Annotated in this window: 7 protein-coding genes and 1 pseudogene; 2 read left to right on the forward strand and 6 right to left on the reverse strand. The window is 50.7% G+C overall.

Annotation, left to right across the window (positions count from 1 at the left end; all coding sequences use genetic code 11):
* Nucleotides 1-611 precede the first annotated feature (611 nt).
* Entirely contained in the window at nt 612-1,859 is a 1,248-nt protein-coding gene (locus tag ACKU4E_RS11205) for an MFS transporter (RefSeq protein ID WP_320171159.1), read from the reverse strand.
* 1,390 nt (nt 1,860-3,249) lie between these two features.
* Here ACKU4E_RS11205 and ACKU4E_RS11210 point away from each other — a divergent pair.
* Nucleotides 3,250-5,055 (forward strand): SLC13 family permease, encoded by a 1,806-nt coding sequence (locus tag ACKU4E_RS11210; protein WP_320171160.1) that lies wholly within the window; start codon nt 3,250-3,252, stop codon nt 5,053-5,055.
* A gap of 93 nt (nt 5,056-5,148) precedes the next feature.
* On the opposite strand, the pseudogene ACKU4E_RS11215 reads toward ACKU4E_RS11210, so the two are convergent.
* From ACKU4E_RS11215 to ACKU4E_RS11225, 3 genes and pseudogenes are all read right to left on the reverse strand, one after another.
* Nucleotides 5,149-5,409, reverse strand: a pseudogene (locus ACKU4E_RS11215) (hypothetical protein); the annotation flags it as partial.
* Nucleotides 5,410-5,544: 135 nt separating this feature from the next.
* Nucleotides 5,545-7,344, reverse strand: a complete 1,800-nt coding sequence (locus ACKU4E_RS11220; protein WP_320171161.1) for an SLC13 family permease — start codon at nt 7,342-7,344, stop codon at nt 5,545-5,547.
* Nucleotides 7,345-7,390: 46 nt separating this feature from the next.
* Nucleotides 7,391-7,858: a hypothetical protein gene (locus ACKU4E_RS11225; RefSeq protein ID WP_320171162.1), complete on the reverse strand. Its 468-nt coding sequence runs from the start codon at nt 7,856-7,858 to the stop codon at nt 7,391-7,393.
* A 633-nt stretch (nt 7,859-8,491) separates the two neighbouring features.
* Between ACKU4E_RS11225 and ACKU4E_RS11230 the strand changes: the two genes are divergently transcribed.
* Nucleotides 8,492-10,540: a S16 family serine protease gene (locus ACKU4E_RS11230; RefSeq protein WP_320171163.1), complete on the forward strand. Its 2,049-nt coding sequence runs from the start codon at nt 8,492-8,494 to the stop codon at nt 10,538-10,540.
* 4 nt (nt 10,541-10,544) lie between these two features.
* Here ACKU4E_RS11230 and ACKU4E_RS11235 read toward each other — a convergent pair whose 3' ends face one another.
* Both ACKU4E_RS11235 and ACKU4E_RS11240 read right to left on the reverse strand, forming a co-directional pair.
* On the reverse strand, nt 10,545-11,891 hold the full coding sequence (locus ACKU4E_RS11235) for a sigma-54 dependent transcriptional regulator (RefSeq protein ID WP_320171164.1): 1,347 nt from the start codon (nt 11,889-11,891) through the stop codon (nt 10,545-10,547).
* Nucleotides 11,888-13,303 (reverse strand): ATP-binding protein, encoded by a 1,416-nt coding sequence (locus tag ACKU4E_RS11240; protein ID WP_320171165.1) that lies wholly within the window; start codon nt 13,301-13,303, stop codon nt 11,888-11,890. The genes ACKU4E_RS11235 and ACKU4E_RS11240 overlap by 4 nt, the downstream gene beginning before the upstream one ends.
* Nucleotides 13,304-13,539 lie beyond the last annotated feature (236 nt).

The following is a 13,539-nucleotide window of genomic DNA, read 5'->3' on the forward strand; positions in this document are numbered from 1 at the left end:
CAGATCAATACGCATAGGCTATGACGCCCTGGCGCATCCTGGACAGGTGGACTGTGAGATTTCATCTTGTTCCGTGTGTACGAATAAAGAAATCCGTTTGAGTGGGATAAATCACACGGAGATTTTTGCGTTGGAATTGAAGCCTATCTTCAACAAAATGTTACGTCAAGATTTTGTGAAAATTTTCTCCTGAACATTTGCAAAAAAAGAGACAACATGCCGGAATAAACCGGAATCATGCGCATTAAGCTCGTGTTACGCCAAGAAGGAGAGGTGAAAAAAAGACCAGGCATGCAGAAAAAAACACCCTGTTTCCGAAAATCTCTTTTAAAAAAACGAGGCTATTGCCTTAACCTCGCAAGGTATTCGATTTAAGTGGATACTTTAAATGCCGCCTTTTTCAACAACTAGGGATTCCAAAGGCCCATCAGCCCTTAGGCGAGAAGCTTTGCTTCGAGTCTTAGGGATGTGGAGAGCAGAGATGGATTATCCCCTTTGGCTGCCAGCGGCGAAATCCGTTTATCAAAAGCGCGAAGCGCATCAAATCCAGTGTGTTAAATGTTTTTTTCTGGGTAAAGACATCATATTCAAAAAAAACGGAACAAAAGCTTTTATTCGGCGTAAAGTCTCCTGCTCATAACCAGAAAAGTGGGTAAAAGACACAACCCGCTGAAAAGCGCGACCAGCTCGAAGGCATCCGCCATTCCCCCGTTTCGCACAGCAAGACCGGACAATGCCGGCCCAAGGACGAAACCTAGATTGGAAGCACCAAGAAAGACGCCCATCACGCTTCCTTTGGCCGGTCCCATCTCGGAGGCAAGCGACATGGAAGCCGGGAGAGACAGCGCAGACCCGAATCCCATCAAGGCTGCAAGCCCGGCAAAGCTCCACACCGAAACAGGCTGCCCGAATGCGAAAAGGCAGGCCGCACATATGCCCATACCCAGAAAGGTAAGCCCGGATTTATCACGAACATCCGCCCAGCGGCTGGTCACCGGCATGCCTACAATAATCATGATATTGGGCAGGGCAAACAAAAGCCCGGCAAGCATGCCGTCAAGGCCGAAACGCTCATTGATCAGACGCGGCAGAAAGGTGATGACAACGGATGCCCCTGTTGTGCGTCCCAGAACAGCCAGAAGCAGGGAAAGAAAAGACATGTCCCGCCATGGAGGACCGCCCTTTGCTTTATCTTTCCGCATGGAGCTGACAGGAGAAGATGTGCTGGCACGCAGAAAGGCCAGAAAGGCAAGCCCCATACCCACGCCGGGGCAGAACAGAATCAGGGACTGTATTCCCCCCTGCAGGTTGACGGCCAGTCCACCGACAAGCGGCCCGGTAACCAGAGCGGCGTAAAGAAAGGTATTGTATGCCCCGAACAGCCGCCCCCGCCTTTCATCGGGAACACAATCGCCAAGCAGAGACATGCTGACCGGCTTGACGATACCGGAACAGAATCCGAGGCTGATCTGGATGACTCCCAGAGTTTCCGTTGCAGGAAAAAAAAACTGCAGCAATGGAACTGCCGCCCCCAGCCCCGTTGCGGTGAGCAGCATAGGCATGGGACCGATGAAATCGGCACAGTAGCCGGCCAATGGGGCAAGCACCAGCCGGGCAAGGAAATAGCCGGAAAAAGCGAGTCCCAGCCAATATGAGGAAAGTCCTGATGATCCGGCACTCAGGGACATGGCAAAAGTAAAGGCCCCCACACCGAGAGTGGAAAAAAAAGCGGCGGCAAGCACTCCCTGAGCGGTACGCCTCCGGGATTCGGAACATTCATCAAGCATGCCCCGCCAGAACAGATCAAGCCTCATCCTGCAGAACCTCCATAACTTTCCGCTTATACGGGATTTCTGCATACGTCTTTTCCTGATGACGGGCCAGTCTATTTTTTGTTGCAGCGACAGAGAAAGCAAGAAATTCATTACGGGCGGCGACATTTTCCAGCGCCACTGAAAAGCAAGGATATCCTGAAGACCGAGTCGAAAATACTATTCTTTCAAGAATTCCAGATGAAGGCTATTACCCACACAAAACTCAGCATGTGGAGGATATTTATCCGCAGTCCGAGAGGATATTCCGGAAATAAACCTTTCCAGTGGAAATAAATGCCTCACGGCCTCGACATGGTGAAGGAGCAGAAATACCGGTACAAAACCGGACACACAACTGCACTGCACAGCAGATTCTGCAAATTACAAGCCTCGTTACCGTCTTATGAGTGCCCGGCAATTCCACAGGAACAGCTTCCAGATATTTTTATTTCCAACAAGTCTAGCAAGTTACAGCTATCCAAAAGAGCACAATCGGTACTGTACCCAAAAGCCTGAGAATGAAAGCCTCTCTGTTCGTGTCATTCTGACCCATTACGATAAGACAAATGGGTTAAAAATACCGCATCAAAGATAACGCACTGAAATATAAAATATTTTCTTGAGCAACATCTTGCAGGCAAATGAGGAACATGTTTGCAGATTTATATGCTGCTAATTTTTCGGCCCACTCCGAACCACCTGAATAACAGTCAACAGCCCGTTATTAAATAATAAAACAATTTGGTTCATATTTTGCTATACTATTTCAACCTGCGTTGGGTGGACTGTATGATGAAAACATCAAGTGGGGATGTTTTATGTACAACTTTAACAGACAGGAGTGTATGCTGAAAAAATATTTTATTTAAAACCATAGAATTGTAATCCCAATTTTCGTTTTTGATGATTGTGAATAATTATATCAACTATTCATAAAAATATCTGGAACGTGTATCGAGTAAAATATTTATTTTATCCGATTTATTTTCTGATTGGGATTTTATTTATATAGTTCTGCAGGTGAATAATTACCTGCTAACGATTTTCCTGAAAATTTTGTCGCATTTCAATGAAATGTGTACAGCGGTATATGTTGGCTTAATCAGTAAAATTAAAGGGTTGATATCTTCCAGGATATCAGCCCTTTAATTTTTATATACAAATTTTACTCAATAAATCTGCTCAAAGTGCTGAATATAAATTCATTAGCATTCAACAGTACACGAATATACGTTCTTATGCGGCAGGCGTAGTCCGCTATTTATGCTGCACTGGATTTGCCTTCCCGGAAATTATGAAGAAAACCAACTTGGGAGTTGCGCAGAACCGCCATAACCAATTATAGTTGATAAGAGACTCCGCAGTCCAGAAGATGTCCTGTCCGGGCAGCTATCACGGCAGGATCAACATTCATACAAGGAGCAATTTTATCCTTATGACAGTTACTCCAGATATCGTGCTGGTCCTTTGCGTTCTACTTGTTGTTATCATCCTGTTCATTATTGATCGTGTCCGCGTTGATGTCGTGGGTATAATCGTCATGGTAGGCCTGCCGCTGCTTGGTCTTGTCACGCCGCAGCAGGCTGTGAGCGGACTGAGCAGTAACGCGGTTGTATCGATAATTGCCGTCATCATCATCGGTGCTGGGCTGGACAGAACAGGTGTTATGAACAGGCTGGCAAGACTGATTCTCCGCTTTGCCGGCAAAAGGGAAAGCAGAATCACCGCCATGGTATCGGGAACTGTAGCAGTCATTTCCGGATTCATGCAGAACATAGGTGCAGCGGCACTGTTTATGCCTGCAGCAAGACGTATAGCCTCGCAGACAGGAATACCGGTGGCCCATATCCTTCTGCCGATGGCTTATTGTGCCATTATCGGCGGGACCCTGACCCTTGTTGGCTCCAGCCCGCTGATACTGCTTAACGACCTGCTGGTTGTCCAAGGCAAATCATACGAACATTTCGGCATGTTCAGCATGACCCCGATCGGAATCATGCTCATTATAGCCGCTCTTATCTATTTCTACCTGCTGGGCAAAAAAATTCTTCCCGGCTGCAAGCAGATTCGCGAACGCGGCCCTCTATCCCCTCTGCTGGATAAAACCTACCACGAAGTCGGTAAGATATACGAAATGGTCATTCCGGAAAACGGTTTCACCAAAAAGTCGCTGGGGCAATTAAGGATTCGCGCCAATTATGCCTGCACAGTCCTTGCCGCATACAACCACGTTACCCACAAGCGTATTGTAGCCCCCCTTTCCGAAGACGAACTTTCACCGGGGGATTGTCTGGCAGTTGTCGGGCCGCCCATGTTCGTGGAAAAACTGGCCCGGGATTTCGGCTGGATCTACAAAGATGAGCTCAAGGTGTTTGCCGATGATCTGGCCCCCGCCAATGCAGGGATCATGGAAGGGATAGTCACCCCGCGCTCAGCACTCATAGGCAAGAGGGTCGGCGACTTTCAATTCAGGCGGAAATACGGAGTTTCACCGCTCGCCATTTTCATGGGACATGAAATCACTGTAAGTGACCTGTCGGTCCAGACGGTAAGCGAAGGCAATGCCCTGCTGCTGCACGGAAAATGGAGTGCCTTTCACCGGCTGAAGGATCAGAACGACCTTGTCTTTACTGAACCGATAAGGGGAGAAGAGATAAGGGAGGATAAAGCTACCGCAGCACTGACCTGTCTCGCCATATCACTGTTCATGATCCTTGTGCTGAACATACAGCTGTCCATAGCACTCTTCTTCGGCGCTCTGTGCATGGTCCTCAGCGGGGTCCTGTCCATTGATGAAGCATACCTTTCCGTGGACTGGATGACCGTATTCCTGCTGGCCGGACTGATCCCTCTGGGACTGGCCTTTGAGAACACCGGCGCGGCAAAACTCATTGCCGATTCACTCATGCACATGCTCGGGGTTCCTTCCCCCATAGTCCTGCTGGCCAGCATAGCCCTTCTGACTTCCTTCTTTACTCTGTTCACGTCCAATGTAGGGGCCACGGTTCTGCTTGTTCCTCTGTCCATGAACCTGGCTTTATCCTGCGGATGCGACCCCAGGGCGGCGGCCATGACTGTGGCGCTGGCAGCATCGAATACTTTCGTCCTTCCGACCCATCAGGTCAACGCGCTTATAATGCGGCCTGCAGGCCTGAGACCGATAGACTACCTGAAGGCAGGTGCGGGCATGACAATCATTTTCCTGATCGTGCTTGTGGCGGGGATGCGTATTTTCTTTTGAGGTCTGTTCGCCTGAACACGCCTTGTCCCGTTCCGGAGGAGGAGATCCGCCGGAACGGGACGCGCCGCTTGGCTGCGGGACGGCTGCCCGGTTGAACCGGACTGCCGCAAGTCCCGTAAGGGACATGGTGATGGTGTATGGTAATACGAGACTACCATCCGGCCGCAGAAAAATCCGCATGACCGGAGTGCGGGCCTGTGTCAGGAGAGATGGATAATCAACCCGGCCGTCAGGGGGTGCCACACCGGGATTATTGAATCCGATGTTTATTGCTGCTGGCCGGTATGTCGAATTTATACGAGCTCTTAGACTACCTTGGCGGAGGAGAACAGATACCCGCTTACGACAACACAAGCCCGCAATGATGCGGGCCTGTCAGTTTATCGATCAGGGCCTGACAACTCATCCTAGTCAGGAGAGTGGGCCCGAAAGATTATAAAATATCCACGGAAAAAGACCGGAGCAGATCCGGTCTTTTTCCGTAACTTATTAATAAAGTGTCATCAGAGCGAAGATCATGACAACCATATACAATACGGTCATCCCTGCTCCGGCCCTGACGTAGTCGATAGTTTTGTATCCGCCCGGACGCATGATCAAGGCATTGACCTGATGGGTAGGCAGAACAAAGGTGTTGGACGCTGCAACAGCAACGGTGAGAGCCGCAATGCGGGGATCAACACCGGCGTTAAGCGCCATGTTCATGGACAACGGAACCAGCAGAACCGTTGCGCCCACGTTCGATGCGACCAGAGTGAAGAACGAGGTCAGTGCACCGATTACAGTAAGCAGAACAAGAGCCGAAGGCTGTCCCAGCGCCGCCATGATGGTATCGGCTATATATTTAGCCGCGCCCGTATTTTCAAAGGCCATTCCCAGGGGAATAAGTCCTCCGAGGAGAAATACGGTCATCCAGTCCACAGACTGGTAGGCTTCGTCAATGGACAGGACCTTGGTCAGGACCATACCCAGAGCACCTGTGAGAAGTGCTATGGAAAGCTGGATATGAAGTCCCAGAATCATGACCAGCGAAACGCCGAGCCACATGAGGGCCACCTTGGCCTTTTCAGTGCGCAGAATTTCGCCCTTTACATCTTCAGTGAAGACGAAGTCGGGTCTGTCCTTGAGCATGTGGAACATTTCCCAGCGTCCGTGCAGGAGAAGCGCGTCACCGGATTCCAGCTTGATATCGGTAAGTCCGCTGATGAAAAGTTTCTCTCCCCTGAAAATCGCAAGAGGGGAAACCTGAAAGCGGTCCCTGATGCGCAATTGTCTGAGAGTCATGCCCACAAGCTCGGAACGGGGGGTAATGATACCCTCCATGATACCGGCATTGTTGGGTGAAAGTTCTTCAGCAAACGTGGCAAGTTCTTCTTTGAGTTCCCACCCTAAATCAGCGGCCATGTTGCGGACGAAATCAAGGGGACCGACGACAGCCAGATGGTCTCCGGGAAGTATCTTTTCCAGAGCCTCCGGGGCTATCTTGTGCGTTTTACCCTTATCACGCGCGATGGCTACGATTGTGGAGAAGTAGATGGGACGGAGCTCAAGTCCTCTGAGGTCCCGGTCGGAACTCCATGTTTCGGGCACATGAAGCTCAAAAAGGGAACCGATGCCGCCGTAGGTGTCGGTCAGCAGTTCGGACATGGGCCCGGAAACCTCATCAACGCTCTTGCTCGGCAGAATGAATCTTCCGAAGAGGATGAAGTATACAATTGCGGCGGCTATCAGGATCAATCCTATGGGAGTAACCCCGAAAAGACCGAAAGGTTCATAATGCTTGCCGCCGACAATCATGAGATCGTTAAGGAGAATCAGAGGGCTGGAACCGACCAGAGTCAGACAGCCGCCGATAATGGCACAGAAGCCCATCGGCATCAGCAGTCTTCCGATAGGAACCCCGGTCTGGTTGCCGATTCGCTTGGCCGCAGGCAGAAAAAGAGCTGCGGCCCCGATATTCTGCATGAATCCTGAAATGATTGCTACGGTTCCGGCGATCAGGGACATGATCCTTGTCTCGCTTTTACCTGCAAACTTCAGGATGACTCTTGCCATTGAATTCATCACACCGGTCTTATCAAGCCCGGCGCCAATGATGATTACAGCTATGATCGAAACAACCGCATTGCTGCTTAAACCGCTGATCGCCTGCTTAGGAGTGACGAGCCCGAGCAGAGGGAGCAGTACCATCATGATGATGCCTACCACGTCCACTCTTACCCATTCGAATATGAAAAGCAGTACAGCAAAGGCCAGTACTGCCATTACTAGAAGAATCTCTGGAGTCATGAAAAGTAATCCTTTGATATCTGGAGAGCAATGTCGGCTGTCGGGTCTATTTTACCCGGAGCATCGCTCGTGTGTACACGGGGATGGCCCTGCCGGCCGACTTGCTGGTAGCAACATCTTCCATAACGAAACGAAGGTTGCCGTCCTGCTCGTGAAGATCAGCAACGACCGAGTCTTCCTTTCCATGCTTCACTACGTGAGCAAAGAGAAGTCCGGCTTCCTTGGCCTTTGACGAAAAATCGGAGATATTCTCCTCGGACTGGGAACAGAAGTTACCGAAATCCGAACCCTGTTCGTCAAGGTTCAAAGCCACAAGGCTGCTTTTTGTTCTGGCGGCCATTTCTACAGCATAGCTGACGACCTTGCCGGAAAATGCAGCGCCCTTGCTCACGACCAGGATCTTTCCGCCAACCGAGGTTGTTTCGGAAAGATTGTCTACCAGTTTATCGTTTTCTACTTGAGGTACGGCAGTCTTTCCGCTGTTGACTCGAAAACGGTTAAGTAATGACTTCAAGAAAACCCCCCTTTCTTTTGGGTCAGTTAATGACTGGTCCCGATTAATGGCCCATTTGCCCACGTTACAGGTGTTGGAATGATTCTCCGCCTTTGTTGCGTAAAACCGTTCTAAGAGACCGATAAAATTCTGTACGGTAGCCATGGTGCCTCCTGGTTAAATTTCCTTTCTGCCCCTCTTTTCATCAATAAGCGTGCCAAGAAGAGTAACAGCGATAACATTCGTAAATTCAGAATGTTACAGAAAATAATCTTTTTTTCGCCAAATTTAACCGTTACTATACGCAACGATTGTGAAAGGCTTAACAATCACAAAAGCCAAATTTCCCGATTACAAAAGGTTTTGAAGGCGTTGCTATTTGCAACAAGGACTGTTTTTAGACCGGCTTTAATCCGGCAGCCAGAGCTGTTCGCAAATGTAAACGCACACTCATTAAGAAAAAAATATAATAAAATCAGTATAATTTGCTCTGAACACTTTTTTTGAGCGGACCAGAAAAACTCATTGGAAGGTATGTTTCAAAGTGCAACATTAACAGCCGACTTTATAAGTGATATGTTGCCACGATCAGTAAGTGAGGCCCGCACGGGTTCACTTTAACCGACATATGAGAGCAGCCTGGAGGGATGGCGGATGAAGTGGTTCAACAGGAAGAATTCAGAGAGTCAAAAGCCGGTGGAAAAAGAGGTCCAGGAGCCGGAGGAAATAAACCTCAAACCGGAGAGTGCTGCGGAAGAACTGCTCAAAAGAGTCGAGGAATCGGACCTGCCTGAGCAGATACTTGCAACTGCCCGCGAAGAATGTGAACGTCTTCTCAAGATAGACAGTTCCGCACCTGAATTCGCCCTTGCATATAATTATGTGGACTTCATCCTTTCTCTTCCGTGGAACAATACAACAAAAGATGACCTGGACCTTGAAAGAGCCAAGGATATCCTTGATGTCCGCCACTACGGACTGGACAACGTCAAGGAAAGGATTCTTGAATTTCTTGCGGTCAAGAACCTGCACAGCCGCATCAATCCGAATCTCATTATAGCGGATGACGAAATCATCGCGCGGGAGAACCTTTCCATAATTTTCGAGCATGAAGGCTTTACGGTCCGTACTGTCGGAAACGGGCTGGAAGCCGTTGCCGCCATGGAAGAAGAGCAGGCGGATATAGTCATAACCGATCTTAAAATGGACGGAATGGACGGCCTTGAACTGCTTCAGGTGCTGCGCAGCCGCTGGCCGGATACGGGCGTCATAATGCTTACCGGCTATGCCACGGTAAAAACCGCAGTTACCGCCATGAAACGGGGAGCCGACCAATACCTTGGAAAGCCGGTAAACCTGACCAGACTCAGGGACTATGTTTACGAACTGCTGGGCAAGAACCAGCGCATACAGGGCCTCCGGGGTCCGGTACTGTGCTTCAGCGGCCCTCCGGGAACCGGCAAGACTTCCATAGGCAAGGCCATTGCCGAGGCTATGGGCAGAAAATTTATCTGCCTGTCTCTGGCCGGACTGCGGGATGAATCGGAACTGCGCGGACACCGCAGGACCTATGTGGGCTCCATGTCTGGCAGACTCCTGCAAAGTATACGCAAATGCGGAGTACGCAACCCGGTTATCATGCTTGATGAGCTGGACAAGATAATCCAGAGCTTTCAGGGGGACGCAACCTCCGTACTTCTGGAAATTCTCGATCCGCAGCAGAACTCGGCATTCGTTGACCACTATCTGGGGCTGCCCTTCGACCTGTCCGGGGTCCTGTTCATTGCCACGGCCAACATCATTGAGCGCATCCCCGGACCGCTGCTTGATAGATTGGAAATGATAGAATTTTCAAGCTACACCCTTCGTGAAAAACAGAAAATCGCAAGCGAATTTCTGCTCCCGTCCCAGTTGCGGCAGCACGGGCTGGTTGTCTCCGAAGTGGAGGTAAGCAACGAAGCGATAAAAACGCTGATAAGCGATTATACAAGAGAGCCCGGCCTGAGGAGTCTTGATAAGCAGATCGCCGCGCTTTGCAGAAAGCTGGCCCGCAGAAAGCTGGCCGATGAAAACGGTTCCGGCCCCCTTGAAGTCGATACCGGAAGCCTCGCGGCCCTGCTCGGCCCTCCGCCGCATTTCAGCGCCTCGGTAGGGAGTGCCCCGAAAGTTGGTGTGGCTACGGGACTGGTCTGGTCGGAAAACGGCGGAGAGATCATTTTTGTTGAAGCGGCCAAGATGTTCGGCAACAAAAAACTCATTCTCACCGGATCACTGGGGGAAGTCCTGCAGGAGTCGGCGCAGACTGCTCTGAGCTACCTGCGTGCCAACGCCGGAAAATTTGACCTTGCTCAGGACTTTTTCGAGTCTTCGGACATCCATGTCCACATCCCCGCAGGAGCGGTAACCAAGGAAGGTCCGTCGGCCGGGGTAACCATTGCGGTAGCCATTCTTTCGCAGCTTACGGAAAGACCTGTTCCGGAAGACATGGCCTTCAGCGGGGAGATTTCACTGCACGGGGACGTACTGCCGGTAGGCGGAGTGCGCGAAAAGGTCATGGCCGCATCACGAGCCGGCATCCGCACAATAGTACTTCCGGACAAATGTGCGAACGCGGTCGAGAGTATCGAAGAGGAAGTTCTCGAAGGCATGGAGATACGTCTGGTAAGCAGGCTTGACGAAGCCCTGAAACTGGCAATGAGTTGAGTTTTCAGGAACTTTCCCGTTCAAGACCAAGACGTTTCATCTTTCTCCATAACGAAACCCGGTCTATTCCGAGAATCTTCGCGGCCTGCGTCTTGTTGCGGTTGGTTGCCATCAGAACCTTTTCTATATGGTGCCGCTCAACCTCTTCGAGAGTCCGCAGGGGTTTTTCGCGGGCAATATTGCGGATCTCCCGGGGCAGAAGATCCGGGGTGAACACCGTTCCCCGTGTCAGAGCCAGCGCCCGCTGGGAGATGTTTTCCAGCTCTCGCACGTTACCGGGAAAGGAATAGTTCATCAGGATATCAAGGGTTTCCTGCGAAATAGTGTCTATGGTCTGGGTTTCGGTTCGATGCTTCTCAAGGAAATGCCCTATGAGCACGGGGATATCCTCCCGGTGCTCACGCAAAGGCGGAGCAGACAGGGTCACAACATTAAGCCGGTAGAAAAGATCCTGCCTGAAAGTTCCCTTTTCCACGTTTTCCTTCAGATCGCAGTTGGTGGCGGCGATAACCCGGATATCGACCGGGATCTCCTGTGTTCCGCCCACCCGCAGAAAAGTGCGCTCCTGCAGCACGCGCAGCAGCTTGACCTGCATATTCAGGGGGAGTTCGCTCATCTCGTCAAAGAAGACCGTTCCGCCGTTTGCCACCTCCAGAATACCTTTCTGCCCTCTCTGGGCTCCGGTAAACGCTTCCCTCTCGTGGCCGAACAGTTCCTTGTCCATCAATTCAGCGGTAAAGGTCCCGCAGTTGATGGCCATAAATCTTTCATCGGACCGGGGGCTGAGCATGTGGATTCCACGGGCGATAAGCTCCTTTCCGGTTCCGGTTTCGCCCTGAATGAGGACGTTGCAGTCCATATGCGCCAACTGCTTGATGGTTTTTTTAAGCTTGTTTATTTCATCGCTCTGCCCGACCAGCGGAAAATCCTGCTTGCCCTGAGCAAGAACCTGCCTCAAACGCAGAACCTCTACGGATAAGGCCCTGCGTTCCAGAGCCTTACGGACCTGCGCCCTCAGTTCATCCAGATTGAGGGGCTTGGCAATGTAGGAATGGGCTCCCTTCTGCATGGCGGTTACGGCTGTGGCTACCGTTGCATGGCCGGTGATGACTATCACCTGCGTCGAGGGGTTGAGTTCCTTGATGTGCTCAAGAAGTTCAATCCCGTTCATGCCCGGCAGCATCAGGTCGGTCAGCACAAGTTCGAATTCCTGCTTGCTGAACTGCTGCAGGGCCTCGGAACCGGAACCGACAGCTGTGGCCGAATACCCATCATTGGTGAGCACGTGGGTAAGGTTGTCTCTGGCGATGGATTCATCATCAACAATAAGTATATTCGCATGGCTGATCATGCATTATGCTCCGTATCCAGGGGGATTGTAATGACGAAGGTGGTACCCTCACCGGGACGGCTTTCCGCGCGTATTTTTCCCTGATGCTTTTCAATGATTCCGTACACTATGTACAATCCAAGTCCGGTTCCCTGCCCGACTTCCTTGGTGGAAAAAAACGGATCGAAAATCCTTTCCAGTATGTCCGGAGACATCCCCTGTCCGGTATCGCTTACGGTAACAACGATATTTCCCTTATCCACGGAAGCGCTGACACGAATCTCCCCGGACTTCTCTCCGATGGCCTGAATGGCGTTTATGAGCAGGTTGATGAAGGCTTCCTGCATTTTCCTGCGGTCCACATGCACGGCGATGTGATCAGGTATATTCGTGGAAAGGGATATGTTGGACGGCACCTGACTGGAAACCAGACTGACGGCCGACTGGACTATCTTGTCGATTTCTATCGGTCCGGGAGAATATTCGCGCTCTCTGGAAAATTCCAGCAGTCCCTTAACGATATCACGGGAACGCAGCGTCTCCTGCATGATGTTGTCCATCATTTTATCAGCAAGTGCGTCCTCCCCCTTTTTACCTTCCATCAATATCTGGCAGGAAGTGGAAATATTGTTCAGGGGGTTGTTCAACTGGTGGGCAATGCCGGAAGCAAGGGTCCCTATGGAGGAAAGCTTCTGGGCCTGCACCAGTTGTTTGCGCCTTTTCAGAAGCTGCTCAACCATTGAATTGAGCGCGGCAAAAACCTGCTGAATCTCATCATGAGAGTTCTTGATCGGCAAAGCCTTGAAAGTGCCCTGTGATATTTTCCTTGTCGCTTCCTGCACCTGAGTAAGCGGCTTCAGTATATTTGATGACACAAATCCGACCAGAGCCAGAACAACCGCAGCGATGCCGACCATGGAAAGCGTCAGGTTTGAGCGCAGTTCCTGATTTATGCTGAGGATATTCGCGCGCTCGAACCTGGAAATGGATTTTGAATACTCCACAAGGGCCTGCCCGACCTCCCTCAGTTTGCTGCTCCGGTCCGGCCCGGTTCTGACCTTGTTATCGGCAGCAGGCGCCAACTGCTGCAGCAGATCCCTGTAGCGCGACATATCGGTCTTTAGACCCTGTCCGCTTTTCTTCACCTCCGAATTGCCGAATTCCCCCATCAGTACGTTCAGGAGCTTCTCGGCCCGGTCCAGATAACTGAACCCCTGCGAAAACAGGCTGGGGTCCCGGTACAGGAAGTAGTTCTTCTCAATGCGCCGGACCTCCAGAATAAGGTTACTCAGGTCGTCCACCCGTTCTATGATCAGAACTTCCCGCTCCAACTGCAGTGTGTTCATATAAGAAATCATTCCTATGCAGCCGAAGCAGATGGAAAAAATGACTATACCTAATATGATTTTCTGACGGATATTTAATTTCAGCATAACACCATGTCCGGGGAAGAGTTGGAAATCCCAAAAAATATTTACTGTTACGGAGTTACCCAGCCTACGATGAGTACAGGCAAAAGGCAATCCGCCGGGACAGTCGAAGGCATCCGGGTTTGATGCACGCAGCACCTGCAATTATCAACACAGGTTATCTCATTCATTCTCACGGCAGTGGAAATGGTCCGGAAAAGTTATTGCAGGCACTGCCCTTTATACTCTTTGCAAACCGT

The organism is Maridesulfovibrio sp., from assembly GCF_963677005.1.
GTDB lineage: Bacteria > Desulfobacterota > Desulfovibrionia > Desulfovibrionales > Desulfovibrionaceae > Maridesulfovibrio.

Coding starts and splice junctions, on each gene's coding strand:
- ACKU4E_RS11205 (WP_320171159.1), bottom strand. CDS start 1,859: ATGCAGAAATCCCGTATAAGCGGAAAGTTATGGAGGTTCTGCAGGATG.
- ACKU4E_RS11210 (WP_320171160.1), top strand. CDS start 3,250: ATGACAGTTACTCCAGATATCGTGCTGGTCCTTTGCGTTCTACTTGTT.
- ACKU4E_RS11220 (WP_320171161.1), bottom strand. CDS start 7,344: ATGACTCCAGAGATTCTTCTAGTAATGGCAGTACTGGCCTTTGCTGTA.
- ACKU4E_RS11230 (WP_320171163.1), top strand. CDS start 8,492: ATGAAGTGGTTCAACAGGAAGAATTCAGAGAGTCAAAAGCCGGTGGAA.
- ACKU4E_RS11235 (WP_320171164.1), bottom strand. CDS start 11,891: ATGATCAGCCATGCGAATATACTTATTGTTGATGATGAATCCATCGCC.
- ACKU4E_RS11240 (WP_320171165.1), bottom strand. CDS start 13,303: ATGCTGAAATTAAATATCCGTCAGAAAATCATATTAGGTATAGTCATT.